The 22577-nt window shown below is 45.9% G+C and carries 21 protein-coding genes; all 21 read left to right on the plus strand.

Annotated elements, in window-relative coordinates; translation table 11 throughout:
- Window positions 1-10: 10 nt before the first annotated feature.
- Window positions 11-910 carry a dipicolinate synthase subunit DpsA gene (gene dpsA / locus KAI36_RS10335; protein WP_025720898.1) on the plus strand — a complete coding sequence of 300 codons (900 nt, stop codon included), beginning with the start codon at window positions 11-13 and terminating at the stop codon, window positions 908-910.
- On the plus strand, window positions 907-1500 hold the full coding sequence (locus KAI36_RS10340; protein WP_025720896.1) for a dipicolinate synthase subunit B: 594 nt from the start codon (window positions 907-909) through the stop codon (window positions 1498-1500). Before dpsA ends, KAI36_RS10340 begins: the two co-directional genes overlap by 4 nt.
- A gap of 134 nt (window positions 1501-1634) precedes the next feature.
- Window positions 1635-2672 (plus strand): aspartate-semialdehyde dehydrogenase, encoded by a 1038-nt coding sequence (locus KAI36_RS10345; protein WP_013309939.1) that lies wholly within the window; start codon window positions 1635-1637, stop codon window positions 2670-2672.
- Between the two features lie 23 nt (window positions 2673-2695).
- Window positions 2696-3913: an aspartate kinase gene (dapG, locus tag KAI36_RS10350; RefSeq protein ID WP_220027661.1), complete on the plus strand. Its 1218-nt coding sequence runs from the start codon at window positions 2696-2698 to the stop codon at window positions 3911-3913.
- 39 nt (window positions 3914-3952) lie between these two features.
- Window positions 3953-4834, plus strand: coding sequence for a 4-hydroxy-tetrahydrodipicolinate synthase (gene dapA, locus KAI36_RS10355; RefSeq protein WP_220027662.1), 882 nt, complete (start codon window positions 3953-3955; stop codon window positions 4832-4834).
- Between the two features lie 351 nt (window positions 4835-5185).
- Window positions 5186-6865, plus strand: a complete 1680-nt coding sequence (locus KAI36_RS10360) for a ribonuclease J (protein ID WP_013309942.1) — start codon at window positions 5186-5188, stop codon at window positions 6863-6865.
- Between the two features lie 229 nt (window positions 6866-7094).
- Complete coding sequence (locus KAI36_RS10365) at window positions 7095-7943, plus strand: ClpP family protease (protein ID WP_220027663.1); 849 nt, start codon at window positions 7095-7097, stop codon at window positions 7941-7943.
- Complete coding sequence (locus KAI36_RS10370; RefSeq protein WP_023988229.1) at window positions 7940-8152, plus strand: YlzJ-like family protein; 213 nt, start codon at window positions 7940-7942, stop codon at window positions 8150-8152. The genes KAI36_RS10365 and KAI36_RS10370 overlap by 4 nt, the downstream gene beginning before the upstream one ends.
- A gap of 103 nt (window positions 8153-8255) precedes the next feature.
- A complete protein-coding gene (locus KAI36_RS10375; protein ID WP_220027664.1) occupies window positions 8256-10934 on the plus strand; it encodes an FtsK/SpoIIIE family DNA translocase in 2679 nt (892 codons plus the stop codon).
- Window positions 10935-11164: 230 nt separating this feature from the next.
- Entirely contained in the window at window positions 11165-12016 is an 852-nt protein-coding gene (gene sleB / locus KAI36_RS10380) for a spore cortex-lytic enzyme (protein WP_023988231.1), read from the plus strand.
- A gap of 160 nt (window positions 12017-12176) precedes the next feature.
- A complete protein-coding gene (gene yfmF, locus KAI36_RS10385) occupies window positions 12177-13457 on the plus strand; it encodes an EF-P 5-aminopentanol modification-associated protein YfmF (RefSeq protein WP_209941797.1) in 1281 nt (426 codons plus the stop codon).
- A 2-nt stretch (window positions 13458-13459) separates the two neighbouring features.
- The gene (gene yfmH, locus KAI36_RS10390) at window positions 13460-14740 is read left to right on the plus strand and encodes an EF-P 5-aminopentanol modification-associated protein YfmH (protein ID WP_023988233.1); all 1281 of its coding nucleotides are present in this window, start codon (window positions 13460-13462) and stop codon (window positions 14738-14740) included.
- 20 nt (window positions 14741-14760) lie between these two features.
- Window positions 14761-15528 (plus strand): elongation factor P 5-aminopentanone reductase, encoded by a 768-nt coding sequence (ymfI, locus tag KAI36_RS10395; RefSeq protein ID WP_023988234.1) that lies wholly within the window; start codon window positions 14761-14763, stop codon window positions 15526-15528.
- Window positions 15529-15630: 102 nt separating this feature from the next.
- Window positions 15631-15885, plus strand: coding sequence for a DUF3243 domain-containing protein (locus KAI36_RS10400; protein ID WP_013309950.1), 255 nt, complete (start codon window positions 15631-15633; stop codon window positions 15883-15885).
- 227 nt (window positions 15886-16112) lie between these two features.
- The gene (locus KAI36_RS10405) at window positions 16113-16886 is read left to right on the plus strand and encodes a DUF3388 domain-containing protein (RefSeq protein WP_013370747.1); all 774 of its coding nucleotides are present in this window, start codon (window positions 16113-16115) and stop codon (window positions 16884-16886) included.
- 30 nt (window positions 16887-16916) lie between these two features.
- Window positions 16917-18053 carry a RodZ domain-containing protein gene (locus tag KAI36_RS10410; RefSeq protein WP_220027665.1) on the plus strand — a complete coding sequence of 379 codons (1137 nt, stop codon included), beginning with the start codon at window positions 16917-16919 and terminating at the stop codon, window positions 18051-18053.
- An 84-nt stretch (window positions 18054-18137) separates the two neighbouring features.
- Window positions 18138-18302: a hypothetical protein gene (locus KAI36_RS10415; protein ID WP_023988236.1), complete on the plus strand. Its 165-nt coding sequence runs from the start codon at window positions 18138-18140 to the stop codon at window positions 18300-18302.
- Between the two features lie 144 nt (window positions 18303-18446).
- Entirely contained in the window at window positions 18447-18938 is a 492-nt protein-coding gene (locus KAI36_RS10420) for a YajQ family cyclic di-GMP-binding protein (RefSeq protein ID WP_013309953.1), read from the plus strand.
- 210 nt (window positions 18939-19148) lie between these two features.
- Window positions 19149-19736 carry a CDP-diacylglycerol--glycerol-3-phosphate 3-phosphatidyltransferase gene (pgsA, locus tag KAI36_RS10425; RefSeq protein WP_013309954.1) on the plus strand — a complete coding sequence of 196 codons (588 nt, stop codon included), beginning with the start codon at window positions 19149-19151 and terminating at the stop codon, window positions 19734-19736.
- Between the two features lie 95 nt (window positions 19737-19831).
- Window positions 19832-21100, plus strand: a complete 1269-nt coding sequence (locus tag KAI36_RS10430) for a competence/damage-inducible protein A (protein WP_220027666.1) — start codon at window positions 19832-19834, stop codon at window positions 21098-21100.
- A gap of 239 nt (window positions 21101-21339) precedes the next feature.
- Entirely contained in the window at window positions 21340-22401 is a 1062-nt protein-coding gene (gene recA / locus KAI36_RS10435) for a recombinase RecA (protein ID WP_220028091.1), read from the plus strand.
- Window positions 22402-22577 lie beyond the last annotated feature (176 nt).

The raw sequence follows: 22577 nt of genomic DNA on the forward strand, positions 1-22577 counted from the left end.
AGTGATCCGGATGCTAACAGGAATACGCGTCGTTGTTTTGGGTGGCGATGCGAGGCAGCTTGAGGTAATCCGCAAATGTGTGGACATGGATGCTACCGTCAGTGTGGTCGGTTTTGACAAGCTTGAAGTACCACTCAAAGGAGTGACACTAGAACCAATGTCTGTCAAGCTGCTGGAATCGTCAGACGCACTGATTTTACCGGTGGTGGGATGCGATGAGGAAGGCAACGTAAATGCACTTTTTGGAGCACAGAAGCTCCAGTTTCTGAATGAGCATGCTGCTGCTCTTCCACCGCATTGTGTTGTATATACAGGGATGGCGCGGGCGTACTTAAAAGAAATTTGTACCAGACATGAGTTAAAGCTGGTAGAGCTGCTGGAGAGAGATGATGTGGCCATATACAACTCTATACCTACGGCCGAAGGCGCACTGATGATGGCCATTCAGCATACCGATTTTACGATTCACGGTGCAGATTGTATGGTTCTAGGCATGGGACGGACTGGATTTACCATGGCAAGGGCACTACAGGGGTTGGGAGCCAGAGTGAAGGTTGGAGTACGGCGGGTAGAGGATGCAGCGAGAGCCGTGGAAATGGGTTGGAAGCCTTTTATGACAAGGGATTTAGCGCATGAGACAAAGGGAGTTGACTTGATTTTTAATACAATACCCTCTATGATTATCACAGCGCAAATCCTGTCTAAATTGCCATTGAGCACCGTGATTATAGATCTTGCTTCCGCCCCGGGCGGATGTGATTTCCGTTATGCGGAAAAGCGTGGAATCAAGGCTATGCTTGCCCCTGGTCTTCCCGGTATTGTTGCTCCCAAAACTGCTGGTGCCATTATAGCGAATACGCTGGTGCAGTTGTTAATGGAAGATAATCCTGATCGGGGGGATGCACAATGAGTTGGCAAGGGAAAACAGTAGGTTATGCAATTACAGGCTCACATTGCACATTTGAAGAGGTAATGCCTGTTATACAGCGCTTTGTTGATGAGGGTGCGAAGGTCGTTCCTATTATATCCAATACAGTACTAACAACGGATACTCGCTTTGGTACTTCGCAAAGTTGGCAAAAACAGTTGAAAGATATAACAGGGAATGATATCATTTCTACAATTGTGGAGGCTGAGCCACTGGGTCCCTCCCAACTACTTGATGTGCTAGTGATTGCACCTTTGACGGGAAATTCGATGAGTAAGTTAGCGAATGCGATGACAGACAGTCCGGTTTTGATGGCTGCCAAGGCGCAATTGCGCAACGGTCGTCCACTTCTTTTAGCCATATCTACTAATGATGGACTGGGTCTAAATGCTGCCAATATCGCCAAATTACTCGTAGCCAAAAATATCTTTTTTGTGCCGTTCGGACAGGACAATCCAGTTAAAAAGCCGAACTCGCTTGTAGCTAACATGGAGTTGATTCCAGAGGCTGCTTATGAAGCATTGCAAGGCAAACAGCTTCAGCCGATGATTGTGGAACGCAAGACCCCATGAAGTACTATAGTTAACTGCTGAGCATCCCTCGCCTAGAAGATGATTCGATATTGTATCGGGTCTAATTTCTTGTTGGCGGTGGATGCTTTCAGAATAAAAAATGGTTTTTTAGTCGAGAAGGGGAGATACACCAGATGAGCAATAGAAAGTTTAATGTAGCTGTCGTTGGAGCGACAGGCGCTGTAGGAGAACAGATCGTAAATCTGCTGGAAAAACGGGATTTTCCTGTGGACAAAATCAAATTTCTTTCTTCGCCTCGTTCTGCCGGCACGTTAATTAGCTTTAAAGGTCAGCAAATTCCAGTAGAGATTGCTACCCCCGACAGCTTTGAAGGAATCGACATTGCTTTGTTTAGTGCAGGTGGAGACGTAAGTAAGGAATTGGCGCCGCATGCTGTTCGTCATGGGGCAGTTTGCATTGACAACACCAATGCATTCCGAATGGATCCGACAGCTCCTCTTGTAGTGCCTGAGGTGAATAGCGACAAGATTGCCGAGCATCAAGGAATTATTGCGAACCCGAACTGCTCCACCATTCAGATGGTAGCTGCTTTGAAACCATTATATGATCAGTATGGCATCTCTCGTATCATAGTATCCACATACCAGGCCGTTTCCGGGGCTGGAAGCCGAGCTATTGATGAATTGAATCGTCAAAGCGCAGCGATTCTTAACGGTGATGAAGTTCAGCCTGATCTGTTGCCAGTAGGCTCGTTGCCAGTAAAGCATCAGATTGCTTTCAATGCTATCCCGCAAATCGATAAATTCCAGGACAATGGTTATACACTGGAAGAAATGAAAATGGTACGTGAAACGAAAAAAATACTGGGTGACGAATCTGTGGACGTAACAGCAACGTGTGTACGTATTCCTGTTGTATACGGTCACTCGGAATCTGTATATGTAGAACTTAAAAAAGATTATGATTTAGAAGAAATCCGCAATCTGCTGGCTTCGGCACCGGGAGTAACGCTAGTGGACGATCCTGCTGCTCAGCTTTATCCACTGGCATCCGAAGCTGCTGGAAAACCTGACGTATTTGTGGGGCGTGTACGCCGTGATTTGGGCAATAGCCGTGGATTGAATTTGTGGGTTGTATCCGATAATCTGCTCAAAGGAGCGGCATGGAACGCGGTGCAAATCGCGGAAATTATTGCTGCAAACGCGGAGTAACGTTCCGATATGGGGGAAGAATAATGGGTATTTTGGTGCAAAAATTTGGGGGAACCTCGCTGTCCACACCTGAAGCACGTCAACTTGTGCTGGCACATGTGAAGCGGGAGCTGGAACAAAATCTTCAATTGGTTGTTGTTGTGTCGGCCATGGGGAGAAAAGGAGAGCCTTATGCCACCGACACGCTGCTGGATTGGGCGGCGTCTAACGGCGACAGTCTTCCGAAGCGCGAGCGGGATTTACTGCTGTGCTGTGGTGAAATCATTTCTGCTGCTACATTATGCAGCCTGATGGAGAAGGAAGGTATTCCTGCTACGGTGCTAACTGGGGCACAGGCGGGCTTTATTACGGATGATCAATACGGCAATGCTCGTATTTTGGATATAAAGCCAGACCGTGTTGTTGAAGAGTTGAACCAAGGCAGAGTTGTCATTGTGACAGGTTTTCAGGGACAAACAGCAGACGGTGATATGACTACCTTGGGTCGGGGAGGCAGCGATACGTCAGCTACTGCTCTGGGTGCTGCTCTAGATGCGGATATGGTTGATATTTATACGGATGTGAATGGTATATTAACCGCCGATCCGCGCATTGTGGAAAATGCAAAGCCACTTACACATGTTAGCTATACGGAGATTTGCAATATGGCTCATCAGGGAGCAAAGGTTATCCATCCTCGTGCTGTTGAAATCGCCATGCAGGCTAATATCCCGGTCCGTGTTCGCTCTACCTTCTCCGAAGGAGAAGGTACGTTAGTTACCCACCCGGAAGGCTTTAAAGACGTGCAGGCAGACATCGTAGACCGTTTCGTGACCGGTATTGCGTATGTCGGCAATGTCACTCAGATTAATGTTGAATTAAAGCCGGGTTTGGAGCACTTGCAATTACAAGTATTCAAATCTATGGCTGAACATGGAATCAGCGTTGACTTTATTAACGTAACTCCATCGGGGGCAGTTTATACTGTGTTCGATCATGATGGAAGCAAAGCGGTTGAAGTATTGAACGGTTTGGGTCTAGAACCTAAGATACTGGCCGGGTGTGCTAAAGTTTCTGTCATAGGCGGTGGTATCAACGGGGTACCGGGCATTATGGCGACGATTGTGGAGGCATTGGCAGAATCAGACGTACAGATCCTTCAATCAGCAGATTCCAACACAACGATCTGGGTACTTGTTAAAAAAGAAGACATGGTGCAGGCTGTACGCGCATTGCATAATAAATTTGAACTCCATCAATAGGCGCATTGTCCGTGCTCGGACTTGCAAAAAGGAGGCAGCATGGTGAACTTCGGCAGATTGATTACCGCAATGGTGACACCTTTTGATTCGCAAGGAGAGATTGACTGGACTGCATTGTCCTCGTTGATTGATTACTTAATAGAAGAACAGCACTCAGAGTCACTTGTTGTATCTGGAACAACAGGGGAGTCTCCTACCCTGAGCGATGATGAAAAAATCAAGTTGTTTGCATTTGTTGTAGAAAAAGCAGCTGGACGATGTAAAATTATTGCCGGGACTGGAAGCAACAATACGCGTCACTCTATTCATCTAACTCGTGCCGCGGAGCAAGCAGGAGCAGATGGTGTTCTACTGGTAGTGCCATATTATAATAAACCGAATCAGGAAGGGATGTATCAGCATTTCCAAAGTATTGCAAACTCCACATCCCTTCCAGCTATACTGTATAATGTTCCAAGCCGTACTGGAGCGAGTCTAACAGCTGAAACAACGCTGCGTCTTGCACAAATTCCGAACATTGTGGGAACCAAAGAATGTGCATCACTTGCGCAGGTCACACAGATTGCAGCGGCAGCGCCAGAAGGTTTTCTGGTTTATTCCGGGGATGATGCTTCTGGGTTGCCTGCTATGGCTGTAGGTGCTTATGGTATTATCAGCGTAGCGAGTCATGTGGTAGGTGCTGAAATGAAGCAGATGATCGATTCACTTGTAGGAGGACACTCGCAGGAGGCAGCAAAGTTGCATCAGCAGTTGTTCCCGATTTTCAAGGGTTTGTTTGGCTGTCCTCATCCTCTGCCTAATCCTGTGGCAGTAAAATATGCATTGGAATTACGGGGGATTAAGGTAGGTTCGGTTCGGTTGCCACTCATTCCTCCAACTGAGGATGAAGCGGAATTTATTAAGAAATTATTTACCCGCTAAAGAGAAATAGGAATGTAAGCTGTTAATTAATACTAAGGAAGTACCCTTGTTAAGGGCAATCGGTAGGTACAAAACCGATAGGGCTTATTGTCTGACAAGGTTCTCCAGCGTGAAGGGCGTTCTTATAGGACGTCCTTTTTGCTGTGCTTTTAACCATGCATGTAGATAAAATGACAGATACTAATGGTTTCAGACGGCAATGGGAAACCTAGCGTAACGAACAGGATGACTTGTTTTTTCTTATTTTAATCATGTATAATGGGGTCAAGTGACTGGGTGCGGTATTTTTTTGAAAATTAAATAAACAAATCAAGGTACGACGTCCAACTACCATAGGAGGTTTAGATTCATTTGTCTAAAAAAACAAACAACGATAAATTGATGATTTTCGCTTTGGGCGGCGTCGGTGAAATCGGGAAAAATATGTATGTCGTTCAATACGGCAATGACATTGTCGTGGTGGATTCCGGTCTGAAATTCCCGGAAGAGGACATGCTGGGCATTGATATCGTTATTCCTGATATTTCCTACCTTACAGAGAACCGCGACAAAGTAAGAGGCATTGTGCTGACTCATGGTCACGAGGACCATATCGGCGGTTTGCCTTACGTGTTGAAACATTTGAATGTACCAGTATATGGTACCAAATTGACGCTGGGATTGGTGGAAAATAAGCTGAAGGAAGCGAATCTGCTTGGTGAAACCAAACGTATTTTGATCAATGCTGATTCTGAAATCAAGCTGGGTTCCACATTAAAAGCAACTTTCTTCAGAACCAACCATAGTATTCCGGATTCTGTAGGTGTATGTATTGATACTCCTGAAGGCGCTGTTGTTCATACAGGTGACTTCAAATTTGACCATACTCCGGTGAACGGACAATATGCAGATTTGCAGCGTATGGCTGAAATTGGCACACGTGGCGTACTGGCTCTTTTGTCAGACAGTACAAATGCCGAGAAACCGGGCTTTACACCTTCGGAAAAGAGCGTTGGTATTGTCCTGGAAGACATTTTCCGCAAGTCGAGACAGCGTGTAGTCGTAGCCACTTTTGCTTCTAACGTACATCGTATTCAGCAGGTAATTAATGCTGCTGAAGCTACGGGACGTAAAGTAACAGTTATTGGTCGAAGCATGGTTAATGTCGTAGGTATTGCTTCGGACTTGGGCTATTTGGAAATTCCAGATGGAATGCTGATTGAGCCTGAAGAAGTTGGCAAAATGTCAGCGGATCGTGTAGTTATTCTCTGCACAGGCAGTCAGGGTGAACCGATGTCCGCTTTGACAAGAATGGCTCGTTCCACACATCGAAAGGTTGACATTCTTCCAGGGGATTCAGTCATCATCGCAGCTACTCCGGTACCGGGTAATGAAAAATACGTTGGACGCACAATTGATGAACTGTTCCGTCTGGGTGCCAATGTATATTACAGCGCAGCTAATCCAGGTATCCACGTTTCTGGACACGGAAGCCAGGAAGAACTCAAGCTGATGCTGAATCTGATGAAACCAAAGTTCTTCTTGCCAATTCATGGTGAGTTTAGAATGCAACGTCGTCACGCTCTTCTTGCTGAAGGCGTAGGTATAGAGCCTGAAAATATCTTCATCACGGATATCGGTGAAGTCATTGAAATTCAGAATGGCGGAGCACGCAGAGCTGGTAAAGTTACAGCAGGTAACGTACTGATCGATGGACTAGGCGTAGGGGATGTAGGAAATATCGTATTGCGCGACCGCAAATTGCTGTCACAGGACGGTATTTTGGTGGTGGTTGTCACGCTGAGCAAGCAAGACGGAACGATTAAATCCGGACCAGATATCATTTCCCGTGGTTTCGTATATGTCCGTGAATCGGAAGGTTTGCTGGATGAAGCGAATCGTATTGTCTCAAGTACACTGCATAAGCTCATGAGTGAAAATGTAAATGAATGGGCTTCCCTCAAGACAAATGTCAAGGATGCACTAGGTCGCTTCTTGTATGAGCAAACTCGTCGCAGACCGATGATCCTGCCAATTATAATGGAAGTGTGATTCAATTGAAATTTGTTCAAAAACCTGAATTAAAAACTTAAGTCACAGGCACACAGTCGCCTCTCTTCCCGCAGGAAATATTGGACGGTTTCCGCGGGAGGAGAGGCTTTTTTGATTTTGCGGGACAAGGAAAAGCATGGGGGCGGGTATAAAATATTCCATTTCCATCCCATACTATAGGGTGAATACGGGTCATATAGATGCGTAAAGCGAAAGGAAGATCACCCATATGGAACAATACAGCAATCTAACTTCTGGCAACGAGGAAACGGAAGCGCCAGATCAACCAGAAATTGGGCAAAGACCCGCTTTACCTGCTATGGAGGCTTTGCAGCAACTGGGTCAAACCTCCATGCCTGGAGGCGAGTCCAATATTTTTTGCATGACGATTATCGGTCAGATTGAAGGGCATCTCATTTTACCGCCTCAAAACAAAACGACAAAATATGAGCACATTATTCCCCAGTTGGTAGCGGCAGAACAAAATCCTCGTATCGAAGGATTAATGATTTTGCTGAATACAGTTGGTGGTGATGTAGAGGCAGGACTGGCTATTGCTGAAATGATCGCATCGATGAGTAAACCAACGGTGACTATTGTCATAGGTGGGGGGCATAGCATCGGTGTGCCCATTGCTGTGTCTTCCACTTATTCCTACATTGCGGAGAGTGCGACGATGACCATTCATCCCATTCGTATGAACGGTCTGGTCATTGGAGTACCACAAACTTTTGAATACATGGAAAAAATGCAGGAACGTGTTGTACGCTTCGTCGTTTCTCATTCTCGTATTACAGAAGAGCAGTTTAAGGAACTGATGTTTAAAACCGGTGAGTTAAACCGCGATATTGGTACAGCGGTTGGGGGAGCCGATGCAGTGAAGTATGGATTGATGGACGCGGTTGGAGGTATCGGAGAGGCTTTAAAACAGCTGAACACCATTATTGAAACGCGGCGTCAGCAAAACGGGATCGCTGGGATCCAACAGCAGGCCCCGTATGCTCCTTTTTCTCCCAGTGCCACAGGAACTCCTACAGAGACACTGTCAGGGGAGCATAGCGGGGAGCTACCTCAATGACACTATATACTGTAATGCCAATGGAAATGGTATGGCAAGGGATGTGGAAAGAGGCTGAGGAGCTTGCAGAGGTTCGGGTAGACGGTCTACTTATGCAGGTACAGCCGCTTGAAAGTCGTCGGGGGATCATTGTACGGTTGTTGGACTGTCCGCTGGAAGCCTACCTGAATCCGCGTTATGGACCAGGTCAAGTCATCGAGTGGTCGTAGAAGGTGTCGAATAGTATAGAAATAGGTCATTTACTGCTGAAAAAGAACATATGTGCGGATACCGGGTGACGTGGTATAATATTCTTCTGGGGGGTGACCTTGTATGTCCAGAAGAAGAAAAAGAAAAAAGAAAGCCGCATTTGGCGGAGTTCTAAAATTTGAAATTTACGGCATTGTGCTGATTACATTAGCGGTCATTGCGTTGTCGGGTGAAGCGGCAGTTGGTCGGTCGCTATCCAAGATGTTTGGGCTCGTACTGGGGAAATTCTATTTTGTTATCCCTCTCATTGGCATTTATTATGGTCTGATGGTGATGATTCACCGCAAGTGGCCGAACCAGTGGAACTCGCGTAAAACGGGTTTGCTCCTGTTGGTGTTTGCCTTTACACTTATGAGTTCAATTTCATCTATGGAGCAGCGTTTGGGGCCGATCAATGCGCTTCAGCCGGGCGGAGTGATGACCCAGATACATATAGATATGCGTGAGCAGTTGCTGTCGCCTGACCAGCAGGGCCATACCTCAATGCTGAACAAGGATATCAGCGGGGGGTATGTAGGCGCATTGCAGCTTACTGTTCTGTTGTGGCTGTTTGGTCTCACAGGAGCTAAACTGATCATGATTGTTATGTTCGTCATTTGTTTCATGCTGATGACCCAACTGTCCTATGTGGATTTGGTACGGATTGTAAAGACCAAGCTGCTGACAGTCGGGGGAAGCGTGCGCAAAAAATGGACTGGTAAAGCTACTCCGCTTTCGGCATCTAGCAAAGGTAGTGGAAATAGAAAAATCAAGTCTGAGCCGATTCCTGCCTATGAGGAAGACATGGATGATGACTTTGACGAAATGCAGCCTCCTGCACGCAAACAACCGATTTTCTTTCAGTTGTTTGGTCTCAAAAATTCAGATAAAGCGGACAAGGGGGAGCATTCCGTCGATACGGATGAGGATGATCATGATCTTTCATATGAAGCTGAGGACGCGCAGGCCCAGTGGAGAAACGGAAACCAGAGTGAAGAGCTGTCTGACGTAGTCGAACACGCTGAGCAGGAAGCTGCAATTCCGGTAAAGAGGTCGCCCATTATTAGGGATTTCTTCGAACAAGTAAAGCATGAGGAAAGAAGACCGGAAGCTGAATTTGGTGAGTCCCTGACAGGGGCAGAGCAGACAACTTCCATTATTGATGAATCCCTGGATGATGACTTTGTGGATGCCCATGCGAATACGGATATGGATGATTCGACAACGATCCAGGGGACATTAGAAGGTGCTCAGGGACAAGCTCAGACGATTGCAACTGGGGTTGCAGGCGAAGAGGCTGAAGGTACCCATACAGCTATTCCGGCTCCGCCGCCGCCTAAACCGTACAAGCTCCCATCGTTTCGTTTGCTTGCTAAACCACAAAACGCAGGCAAAGGTATGGGACAAAAGGATTACATGCAAACAGCACGCAAGCTGGAAGCAACGCTGGAAAGCTTTGGTGTGCGTGCGAAGGTGCTGGAGGTTGTCCGTGGCCCTGCCGTAACGCGTTATGAAATTCAGCCGGACATTGGAGTGAAGGTCAGCCGCATTGTGAGTCTGACGGATGACATTGCGCTTGCGCTTGCTGCCAAAGATATCCGTATGGAGGCTCCGATTCCTGGCAAATCTGCTATCGGAATTGAGGTTCCGAATAATGAAGTTTCTATTGTCACGATGCGTGAGGTAATGGAGACAACCGTTTTCCAGGAGTCAACTTCCAATTTATCCATTGCATTCGGACGTGATATTGCAGGACAGACGATTGTTGGTAATTTGGCCAAGATGCCCCATCTGCTTGTGGCTGGGGCAACAGGTTCGGGTAAATCAGTGTGTATCAATGGGATCATCACGAGTATTTTGTACAAAGCAAAGCCGGATGAGGTCAAATTTTTGATGGTCGATCCTAAAATGGTGGAGTTGAACGTGTACAACGGAATCCCGCATTTGTTGGCTCCGGTCGTGACTGATCCAAAGCGTGCCTCACTTGCATTGAAGAAAATTGTAGTTGAAATGGAAAAAAGATATGAGTTATTTTCCAAATCAGGAACCCGTAATATTGAGGGCTATAATAATCTGATGAAAGATAACCCGGATGCATTTCTGCCTTACATCGTCGTTATTGTGGACGAGTTGGCAGATTTAATGATGGTAGCTGCGGGAGATGTGGAGGATGCGATTGCACGACTTGCCCAAATGGCGCGTGCAGCAGGCATCCACCTTATCATTGCAACCCAGAGACCTTCGGTTGACGTAATTACCGGGGTGATTAAAGCCAATATTCCTTCACGTATTGCCTTCGGCGTTTCCTCGCAGGTAGACTCCCGTACCATATTGGACATGGGCGGAGCCGAGAAGCTACTCGGACGTGGTGATATGCTGTTCATGCCAATGGGTGCTTCCAAACCTGTCCGCGTTCAGGGAGCGTTCATGAGCGATCAAGAAGTCGAAAATATTGTTAACTATGTACGTGAACAGGGTGAAGCGCAGTATGATGAAACGCTAGTGCCGGAGGTGGAAGAGGTATCGGCTGATGCAGATGAAATGCTGGATGAGCTGTACGATCAGGCTGTCAACATCATTTTAGAGGCTAAACATGCTTCCGTTTCGCTCCTTCAGCGCCGTATGCGGATCGGTTATACACGTGCTGCTCGACTGATTGACTCCATGGAAGCTCGCGGAGTCATCGGCCCTTACGAGGGCAGCAAGCCCCGTGAGGTCCTTATCTCAATGGAGCAATATCAGCAAAATAAAGTTAGTTCCTAAGCATGATCTCTATCCAGCACTACATTAAAACGCTGTTTGTTCGCATGGTGGTTGTTCTAATATGACAACTCTAAGTGAACAAACAGCGTTTTTTTGTGATGTTTGTTTTTTTGAGGTGTGGCGACTACCTGCTGAAAGAAGATTAAAAGGGTGAATAGCTTTAAGCGGAGCTTGTCATAATAAACGTAGCCATCCTGTTAATCCCACAAAAGAAAGGTAGAGCGCAGCATATGAAAAAGACAATGGTCTGGATTTGCACGGGTATCCTCGCAGCCTCGGCTATTACGTACACAGGACTTTTTAAAAATGACTCTGCACAGCAGCAAGCAGAGCCGCTGAGCACACAGCAGAAAGTACAAGCGGCGCAACCTTCCCAGCCGACATTCAGCTCGGGAGCGGTTGATTTTGGATCTTACGGTCAGGATGTATATGAGTTGCAATCACGTTTGAAGTTGCTGGGCTTTTTTGGCGGGAAAGTGGACAGCCATTTTGGCAGCAGTACACTAAAAGCTGTCAAGGGTTTTCAAAAGGAATTTGGCATCCGTCCCGATGGAGTGGTCGGAGCAAAGACGAAATTAAAGCTGGTGAATGCTACTCCTAACTGGAAGCCAACGGAAACTCCTATGCATCGTAACAATCAAGGTTCCGCTCAGGGACAGACAGCGGACAATAACGATAAAGCGGATCAAAATGATGAAACGATGGGATCGGCCAACACCATGGGACTATCTGAAAATGATCTTAAAATTATGGCCAACGCGGTCTACGGTGAATCCCGCGGCGAGCCATTTGAAGGACAAGTTGCCGTCGCGGCTGTTATTTTGAACAGGGTTAAGTCACCCAGCTTTCCCAACTCACCATCTGGAGTGATCTTTCAGCCAGGAGCTTTCACAGCTGTAGCAGACGGCCAAATCTGGCTCACACCGAATGAGACTGCACAAAAGGCGGTACGCCAAGCCCTGAACGGCTGGGACCCAAGCGGAGGATGTCTTTATTATTTTAACCCAAAAACAGCCACCTCCAAATGGATTTGGTCCCGTCCGCAGGTGAAAACCATCGGGGAGCATATTTTCTGCATGTAAAACGCCGAAGCAGCCGGGAGCTTGTCTCCGGTTGCTTCTTGGCTTTTGCATGGTTAGAATAAAGATTGGTACACTTTACCTCTTTACAGGAGGATGATTTACAGCAGCTAATGCTAATCAAAGGCTAGACGCAAATTGACGTCACAAAGGAGTTTTGGACTTGAACAAAACAGGTTTCGAGCGTGGCACACGCAGACAACTGAGGATTCATGTACTGCCGACCAAGCGCTTTAAGACGTTTGCCATATCGTTGTATGTAGGTACTCCGCTACGTGAGGAAACCGTAACCCGAGTGGGGCTGGTACCTTTCGTTCTGCGACGGGGTACAGAATCGTATCCGCAGACTACACAATTCAGAGAACAGTTAGAACAATTGTATGGCGCGGGTTTCGGATTCGATGTATACAAACGTGGAGATTATCAGATCGTGCAATTTCGCATGGATACGATTAATGACAGCTTTGTAAACAGTCCGGATAGTTTGCTGGATCGTTCGTTTGCTTTTCTCGGAGAAGTGCTGACGAAGCCTGCATTGGAAAATGGTGCATTTCAAACGGGATACGTCCAGCAGGAACGAGAAAATGTGCGTAAAAAGCTGGAATCTATAGTTAACGATAAAATACGTTATGCTGGCGAGCGCTGTATGGAGGAAATGTGCAAAGATGAGCCTTATCGTCTGCACCCTCTTGGTCAACGATCCGATCTGGACAGCATAGATGCACAGAGTTTGTATCAGGCTTATGGAGAATGGCTGAATCATGCTAGCATGGATTTATACGTTGTGGGAGATACGACGCTGGAAGAAGTTGAGAAGTTTGTTGATCGTTATTTTCAATTGAACCGTTCAGCGGAAACAGGGTATGTTCCTGAACAGCCCAAGTCAGTAGAGCGTGAGGTTCAAACCGTTGTAGAGCGTCTTGATGTGAACCAGGGCAAGCTCAACATGGGGTTGCGCACCCCTATTACGTATGGAGACGATCGCTATGCTTCTGCTCTGATGTACAATGGCATTTTGGGCGGGTATCCGCATTCAAAGCTGTTCGTTAATGTAAGGGAAAAGGAAAGTTTGGCGTATTACGCTTCATCGCGGTATGACGGGCATAAAGGGATTGGTACGATTCAATCTGGTATCGAAATTCCTAATTATGAAAAAGCGGTTACTATTATCCGCAAGCAACTGGAAGATACGCAAAATGGAGCGATTACCGAGCTGGAAATGACCCAAACGCAGGCGATGATTCGCAACTTGCTGAAGGAGATGCAGGATTCCGCTTTTGAAATGATCGCCTATGATTTTAACAGACAGCTTTCCGGTAAAGAGCGGACGGTAGATGAACTGCTGAGTCAGGTGGAGGCAGTCAAGGTGCAGGATGTTCAGGATGCCGCCCGGACGTTCCGACTGGACACTATTTATTTCTTGAGAGACCAGAAGGGGGAATAGCGGTGGAGCATATACCTTATGAGCATTTGCAGGAAACGCTGTACTATGAAGTAATGGATAACGGTTTACACGTTTATGTGTTGCCCAAACCGGGTTTTCAGAAGACGTACGCCACATTTGCGACTAAATACGGCTCGGTTGATAATCATTTCCGCGTAGAAGGTCAACAGCCCGTAAAGGTGCCGGATGGCATAGCCCATTTTTTGGAGCATAAAATGTTTGAAGAGCCTGAAGGAGATATTTTTGCTACCTTTTCCTCTAATGGGGCATCGGCGAACGCATTTACGAGCTTTGATCAAACAGTATATCTGTTTTCGGCAACTGAGCGTATTCAAGAAAATTTGACCACGCTAGTCAATTTTGTGCAGCATCCTTACTTTACAGATGAAAATGTAGAGAAGGAAAAAGGCATTATCGGCCAGGAAATCAATATGTATGAAGATAATCCCGATTGGCGGAGTTACTTTGGTCTTATCGAGGCGTTGTACAAGGTACATCCGGTGCATATTGATATCGCAGGTACTGTTCAATCCATCAGTACGATTACAAAGGAAACGCTGTACAGTTGCTATGAAGCTTTCTACCACCCAAGCAATATGATTCTTTTTGTAGTGGGCGGAGTGGATCCAGCTGAAGTAATAGAACTGGTACGTAACAATCAGGCTAAAAAGGACTATAAGCCGCAGGGAGAGATCGAGCGGATTTTCGACGATGAACCCACTACAGTTGCAGAACCACGTCGTGAGGTAAAGCTGGCCGTTTCTCTGCCAAAGCTACTGTTTGGATTCAAGGAGGCTGAAGTAGGCCTAACGGGTGAAGAATTGCTCCGTCATGATCTAGAAACCAAGCTGATGCTAGATCTCCTGTTTGGCTCCAGTACACAACTGTATCAAAAGCTCTACGATGAGGATCTGATTTCGGATAGTTTTGGTCATGAGTACAATAGTACGCAGCAATATGCATTCTCTGCAATCGGTGGGGATACCAAAGACCCGGATCGGCTGTTGGCGAGAATACGTGAAGAGGTGGAGTCCATCCAGAAGCAGGGCTTTGCAGCAGAACATTTTGAACGGGCGCGCAAAAAGAAAATCGGTGGTTATCTGCGTACACTCAATTCACCAGAAAATATTGCGCATGAATTTACAAGACATCGCTTTCGGGGCAGCGATTTTTTCCAACTGCTTCCGATTTATGAAAGTATCACGCTTGAGGATGTAAATCGCCGTCTGAAAGACCATATCCAGTGGGATCAACTCGCAATATCACTAGTGGTGAGTCCGTAATGTCCAGGGAGAGGGAAACGATGACCACCGAGGGCGGAGAATTAAAAGCGATTGGCGATACAACCGTACTGATTACAGGAGCAAGTGGCGGAATTGGTGCGGCTATTGCTGAGCGTTTTGCAGCTGTAGGGATGAATGTGGTTATTCACTACATGAAGTCCCATGAAAAAGCAAATGAAGTTGCCCGTCGTTGCATGGCTTATTCAGGCAAGGTAATGACCGTGTCAGCGGATCTGCGGAGCAAGGAGCAAATCGAACGCATGCGTGAAAAGCTGGATAATCACGGGATGAAGCCGGATATTCTTGTGAACAACGCCGGACTATCTCATTATGGGCTGTTGACAGATGTTTCGGAAGAGGAATGGGACGAAGTGATGGCTGTCAATGTTAAGGGAACCTTTCTGTGCACGCAGGTTTTTATGCCGCATATGATTTCCCAACGCTATGGCCGCATTGTGAATGTTTCATCCGTGTGGGGGATATGTGGTGCTTCGTGCGAGGTGTTGTATTCCACCACCAAGGGAGGCATTAACGCTTTCACTAAAGCGCTGGCTCAAGAGGTAGCACCTTCCGGGGTGACAGTGAATGCTGTAGCTCCAGGTGCAGTGGATACGTCGATGCTGGATCATTTGGATGAAGGCGAAATTACCAGTTTGGAAGAAGAAATTCCTGCCGGACGATTGGCTCGACCTGATGAAATATCGTCCCTGGTTTATTTTCTTGCGCTTCCTGAGTCAGGTTATATTAATGGTCAGGTCATAAGTCCTAACGGAGGATGGGTGACTTAAGGGAAATATCGCTTGGAGGAATCCACCAGTATAGTAAGCGTCTGAGAAGAGCATATTACAACTGTTGATTTTAAATCTGAATCATCTAAGGAGGATTTAAGTATGTCAACAGTTGTTCAGAATTTTGATGTTTGGAAAAAGTTCCTTGGTCAGCGTGTAGAGCAAGCGGAGAAGTTGGGAATCAGCCAAGATACCATTTCAGAGCTTGCTTATGAAATCGGTGATTTTCTGGATGAGAAGGTCGATCCAGCCAACCACTCCAACCGCGCACTGAAAGAACTGTGGGGAGTTGCCGATGAGGACGAGCGTCACACCATCGCCCGGCTAATGGTTAAATTGGCCAAGAGCAACGCATAAGTAGGAACCAACATGAAAAGCTCCCTTTTGGGGGCTTTTCTGTAATGGTTACAGAGCTGTTCTTGTAATTCCATTGTAATTTATATATCATAAACGTGATTGAGGCTTACAACACAATGCAGCCTATCAAATTTCAATAATTGGTTTTGTCGAAAGATGTTATTTTATGATACAATAATGCTTTGATTTGGAGTTGTTGACGGTTTGAATGTGAATGAGGTGCTAACGTGACGGAAGAAACGAAACAGTGGTACATGGAGTACAAGATACATAAAAATCGACCCGGACTGCTGGGAGACATTGCTTCCATGCTTGGTATTCTGGGGGTTAATATACTGACGATCAACGGTGTTGAAGGCGAAAGACGGGGGATGTTGCTTGAAACGGACGATGACGAGAAGATACGTATTCTCGGAGACACGTTAAAAAAAGCGAGCAACATTACAGTCACGGCCTTACGTGCTCCGAGACTGGTTGATATATTGGCAGTAAGACACGGCCGTTACATCGATCGGGATTCGGATGATCGTAAAACATTTCGCTTTACACGCGATGAGCTTGGGTTGCTGGTCGATTTTTTGGGTGAAGTATTAAAGAGGGACGGCAATCAGGTGATCGGTCTTCGCGGGATGCCACGTGTGGGCAAAACGGAATCCATTATTGCCAGTAGTGTATGCGCAATGAAGCGTTGGACTTTTGTGTCTTCAACGTTACTACGACAGACGGTGCGCAGTCAGCTCTCTGAAGAAGAAATGAACCCAAACAATGTGTTTATTATTGATGGTATTGTGAGTACAATTCGGTCAAATGAAAGACATTATCACCTGCTTCAGGAAATCATGAGTATGCCAAGTACTAAAGTGATTGAGCATCCTGATGTATTTGTACGTGAATCAGGATACAGCTTTGACGATTTCAATATCATTATTGAACTTCGCAATAATCCGGCTGAGGAAATTATTTATGATACCTTTACAGCCAGTTATACAGAAGATCTTTAAATAAGCGTAATTACACAAGGAGATGATGACATGTCAGAACTGGGTCAGCAATTAAAGGAGGCCCGGCTGCAAAAAGGATTGAGCCTTGACGATGTTCAGGAAATGACGAAGATACGCAAACGTTATCTGGAAGCCATTGAGACGGGCGATTACAAAGTGCTGCCGGGAAGCTTTTATGTCAGAGCTTTTATTAAAACATACGCTGAAACGGTCGGGTTGAATCCCGATGAGATTCTGGAAGGGCATCAAAGCAATGTGCCTGAACCTGAGCCGGAAGCAGTCATGGAGCCTGTTACACAGAAACGCTCCAGCCGTCCCGCCACGATTGGTAATCTTAAATGGTTGCCTACAGCGTTAATGTGGCTTTTTCTAGTTCTCATTGTTGGGGTTATTTATGCTTATTGGGTGAGCAACAACCATTCAACTCCAAAAACAGCAGAAAACACAACGCCGATTACAACACCAAGTACAACACCAAGTACAACACCAAGTACAACACCAAGTACAACACCAAGTACAACACCAAGTACAACACCAAACACAGCACCAAGCACGTCTACTCCTGATACCACTACGACACAGCCGAACAGTGGTCAAACGACGGCTCCAAATGGTGCTGGCGGGCAGACTCCTGATGCGGGTCAAACTGGCCAAACTCAGCCAGATGGTACCGGGAGTACGGATGCTACTACTCCAGATACTGGACAGCAGCCGGGTACGACTACGCCACAACAAGGTGTAACTGTGGCACAGGACGGCAAGCAAGGCAAGACGACGATTTTCAAAGTTTCCAGTTCAACGGGAGCCGCGGTCAAGGTTGATATTAAAGCGACGGGCGAAAGCTGGCTTGAAGTGTACAAGGGAGAAAATTCCCGTGGAGAAAAGCTGAGTTATGGTATGACTAAAAGTGGAGATGCCATGTCTTTCGATATTGGTCCAGAAGGTTTATATATCAAATCAGGACGGTCTTCTGCCACAGATATTTCCGTAGCAGGTCAACCGATAACCGATAATAAATCGACTACTCGTGTACTGATCCAGCAAGGAGAAGCTTCTTCGACCGGAACGAGCGCAGGAGTGACGGGTTCACCTGCAGATTCTACGACAGGTAGCAGTACGGATTCAGCACAAAGTGGTACAGATTCTACAACTACTGATGGTGAATAAACGCCTTGGTGCGAGGAAATACTAATGACTGTAATTCCTGGAAAGGCAGTCATTTCATTTTCCGCAAAGTGAGGTGTATACGTTATGACCGTCAGCTGGATTGTGACTGGGCTCGGTATAATTGTCAGTTTACTGGGCTATTATCTGACACCGAATGCATGGGGCTATGGCATACTGGGCTTTGGTCTTGCTCACATTGTGCTTGGACTTTTGGATATGTTCCGAACTCCAACACGAAGCCATAATTAGATATTTTGACCGTAAATGAAATAAAGGCGTTTTTGTCAGGAAAACTGGCAAGAACGCCTTTTTAGTCAACGGATTATTGGATTTTTGTAAATGACTAGCCTATAATTAGATATTGAACTTTGTTGTGGAAAGGAAAGTGAAACGATGGCTTCAGAAAATTCATTTGATATCGTCTCCAAAATGGATATGCAGGAATTAACGAATGCGGTTCATCAGACGGAGCGTGAAATTGAAACACGATTTGATTTCAAGGATAGCAAAAGTAGCCTCAAGCTTGAGAAAGAAGCTCTTACGATTGCATCGGAAGACGAATACAAGCTGAATGCGGTGATTGATATTTTGCAATCTAAAATGGCCAAACGAGGTCTGTCCCTTAAAAATGTGGAGTATGGCAAATTGGAACCCGCCTCTTTAGGTTCAGTGCGTCAGCGTCTTTCGCTTAAGCAGGGAATTGATCAGGATAATGCCAAGAAAATTAACATTCTTATTCGGGACTCCAAGCTAAAAGTTAAAAGTCAGATTCAAGGTGATCAAATCCGAGTGACTGGAAAAAACAGGGATGATTTACAGGCGATCATTCAATTGCTGCGTAAAGCTGATTTGCCATTGGAGCTTCAATTTACAAACATGAAATAAAGCCGTTTTCCCTCATACATTTTGTAGGAAAAAATGTTGCTTGATGTGCGGCAGGTTATTTTGACATGCGTTTTGCGCCATATTATACTTGTAACGAAAATGCAGACAATTCAGGTGTATAGCGCTCGTCGATAGCGATTTACATAGGATTGAATTTAATCCGAAAACTGCCATTTGTAATCAAGTACGATAATCAGGGGAGAGTGTGTTGTGAATTTACCCAACAGAATTACAATAACGCGGATTTGCCTTATTCCGGTGATGATGCTGGCTTTGCTGGTGGACTTTGATTTTTATCCGCCGCCGATTGAGATCGGAGCTTTCAAGCTGCCGTATAATCAGCTGATTGCGGCTATCATTTTCCTTGTAGCAGCCAGCACGGATGGTCTTGACGGATATTTGGCACGTAAAAATAATATGGTCACCAATTTGGGCAAGCTGTTGGACCCCCTTGCTGATAAGCTTTTGGTAACCGCCATTTTGGTTTCCTTGGTAGAAATGGGAAAAATCGATTCATGGATTGTCGTTGTGATTGTTAGCCGTGAGTTTGCGGTTACGGGTCTGCGTCAGATTGCCTTACTGGATGGTTCTGTGGTTGCTGCAAGCAATTGGGGCAAATTGAAGACGATCATCCAGATCGTTGCTATTGTAGCGTTGCTCATTAATAATTTCCCGTTTGTTTTTCTTGGTATCCCGTTTGATTTAATAGCGATATGGGCAGCGGTGTTGATCACGATTTATTCGGGTATTGATTATTTTGTGAAAAATATCCACTTGCTGAGCTCCTCCAAAGTTTAACAGGATAAATTTTATGGAAGCAGCAATAGGGACTAAACTTATTGCTGTTTCTTTACATAATTCCCATAATATTCGCAGTACAGGAGGAAGAATTGATGAAAGCTGAAATAATTGCAGTAGGTACAGAGTTATTGCTCGGACAAATAGTGAATACAAATGCTCAATATTTGTCACAAGAGTTGGCTACAATCGGAATCGATGTATATTTTCAGACTGTAGTTGGCGATAACATAGATCGGCTTCAGGAAGCGATAAGAATTGCTCAGAAGCGTGCGGATATTATTTTGTTTTCGGGCGGTCTGGGACCGACTCAGGATGATTTGACGAAAGATGCGATAGCGTCTGTATTGGGGCGAAAATTGCACATTGATCGTCTTGCAATGGACAAGCTAGATCAGTTTTTCCGTAACCGTGGGGTAGAAATGACCGAGAATAACCGCCGGCAGGCACTTTCTATCGAAGGCGCTACTCCGCTTGAAAATGAGACAGGGCTAGCTGTGGGCGACGCAATTGCACAGGACGGTAAATTTTATGTAGTTTTGCCTGGACCGCCTAAGGAACTTAAACCCATGTTTGCAAACCAGGCGAAACCTTGGTTGCTTCAGCAGGCATTGAGTGGTGAGGAGATGCCAATTTATTCAAAAATGCTAAAATTTGCAGGGATCGGTGAGTCAGCTCTTGAAACCCATTTGTTAGATCTGATCCAATCCCAGACAGACCCCACGATTGCTCCTTATGCCAAGGAAGGGGAAGTCACGATCCGTATATCCACCAAGGCGGCTAGCGAAAGTGAAGCATTAATTAAGCTGACGGCTACAGAAGTAGAAATTCAGCAGCGTCTTTCGGAATATATGTATGCAAGCGAAGATGTTACGCTGGAGAAGGTTATCGTAGATCTAATGGCCAAACGCGGACTCACTGTGAGTGCGGCAGAAAGCTGTACAGGTGGAATGCTGATGGAACACATCACTTCTATACCTGGCAGTGCTGTTATGTTTCAAGGTGGCATCGTGTGTTATTCCAATGAAATGAAGATGAAATTGCTCAACGTGCCTAATGATTATTTGGAAGGGGATCATGCGCCAGGCGCAGTGAGTAAGGAAGTAGCCCTTGTGCTTGCAGAGCAGGCGAGAATGATCATGGACAGCGATTTTGGACTTTCAGTTACTGGTGTAGCTGGGCCCGGGTATTCGGAACGGAAGCCAGTTGGTCTGGTGTATATTGGCATTGCTGAGCGCGACAAAGAAACGGAAGTACATGAGCTGAGACTGGGTGGTAACCGTGAAACAATCCGACTGCGATCAGTCAAAGCAATTCTGTACAGATTGTGGCGCAGACTGGTAGAGAACGAGAAACTCTCTTAATTATCTATGTACAGTGTGGCTCATAGAGTTGTTTTAGATAGATATTCATGATATAATCATCTTATCGGAAGAACCGTTGCAAAGCCTTTTGCCAGCGGTTCTTTTTTTATTTTAAGAGACAGGTGTAATTATAGAAGAGTTGCATGAATAAAAAAACGAATGTATGTTCGAAAAAATGCTTGGCAAGCGTGTCAAAACAAGGTATTATTAAAGCACAAACAATGAAGGATGTGAGTTTATTGTCAGATCGTCGTGCTGCGCTGGATATGGCGCTCCGTCAAATAGAAAAGCAATTTGGTAAAGGTTCCATTATGAAGTTGGGTGAGTCCACCCACATGCAAGTGGAAACGATCCCCAGTGGTTCGATTGCTTTGGATATTGCGTTAGGAACGGGCGGCTTCCCGAGAGGCCGAATTATTGAAGTATATGGACCAGAATCATCCGGTAAAACAACAGTAGCTCTTCACGCTATCGCAGAGGTGCAAAAAACAGGCGGACAAGCCGCTTTTATCGACGCCGAGCATGCTCTTGATCCGTCGTATGCCAGCAAGCTGGGTGTCAATATTGATGAGTTGTTGCTATCGCAGCCAGATACAGGAGAGCAAGCACTTGAGATTGCCGAAGCGCTTGTACGTAGTGGAGCGGTAGACATTGTTGTTGTTGACTCTGTAGCGGCACTTGTGCCAAAAGCGGAGATTGAAGGTGAGATGGGAGATTCCCATGTTGGTCTTCAAGCTCGTTTAATGTCACAGGCATTGCGTAAGCTGTCTGGTGCTATTAACAAGTCGAATACCATTGCTATCTTTATTAACCAATTACGTGAAAAAATAGGTGTTATGTTCGGTAACCCTGAAACGACACCAGGTGGACGTGCTCTGAAATTTTACTCTACAGTTCGTTTGGATGTCCGCCGCATTGAAAGCTTGAAAAACGGTAATGACGTTGTAGGTAACCGCACACGTATTAAAGTGGTGAAGAACAAAGTCGCACCTCCTTTCCGTCAGGCGGAAGTGGACATTATGTACGGCGAAGGCATCTCCAAGACAGGCAGTTTGATTGACATTGGTACGGAGTATGACATTGTCGATAAGAGCGGAGCCTGGTATTCCTATGAAGGTGAACGACTAGGTCAGGGACGTGAAAATGCGAAGCAATTTTTGAAGGAAAATCCGAACATTGCTAGTACGATTGAACAAAAAATTCGGGTGGCCAGTAATTTGGTAACGACGGTTGTTCCACCTACAGAAGAAGAGTTGGCACAGCAAGCCAAGGAAGAACAGGAATTGCTGGAGCTTGAATAAAGCTTGGTGAATCCTGGTTTGTGAACTGGAGCCAGGGTTATGACACAGTCCGTTTGAATAGCATGATTCTGATGCCCTGCACAGTTGTGCAGGGCATCTTTGCATTGAATATGGCCTGCGTGTCAGCTACATTTTACTTTTGCGTGGCGGGCGTTCTCAGCTTGCTTTCGTGAATA

Origin of the sequence: Paenibacillus sp. S02 (assembly GCF_019454065.1) — a bacterium.
Taxonomy (GTDB): domain Bacteria; phylum Bacillota; class Bacilli; order Paenibacillales; family Paenibacillaceae; genus Paenibacillus; species Paenibacillus polymyxa_B.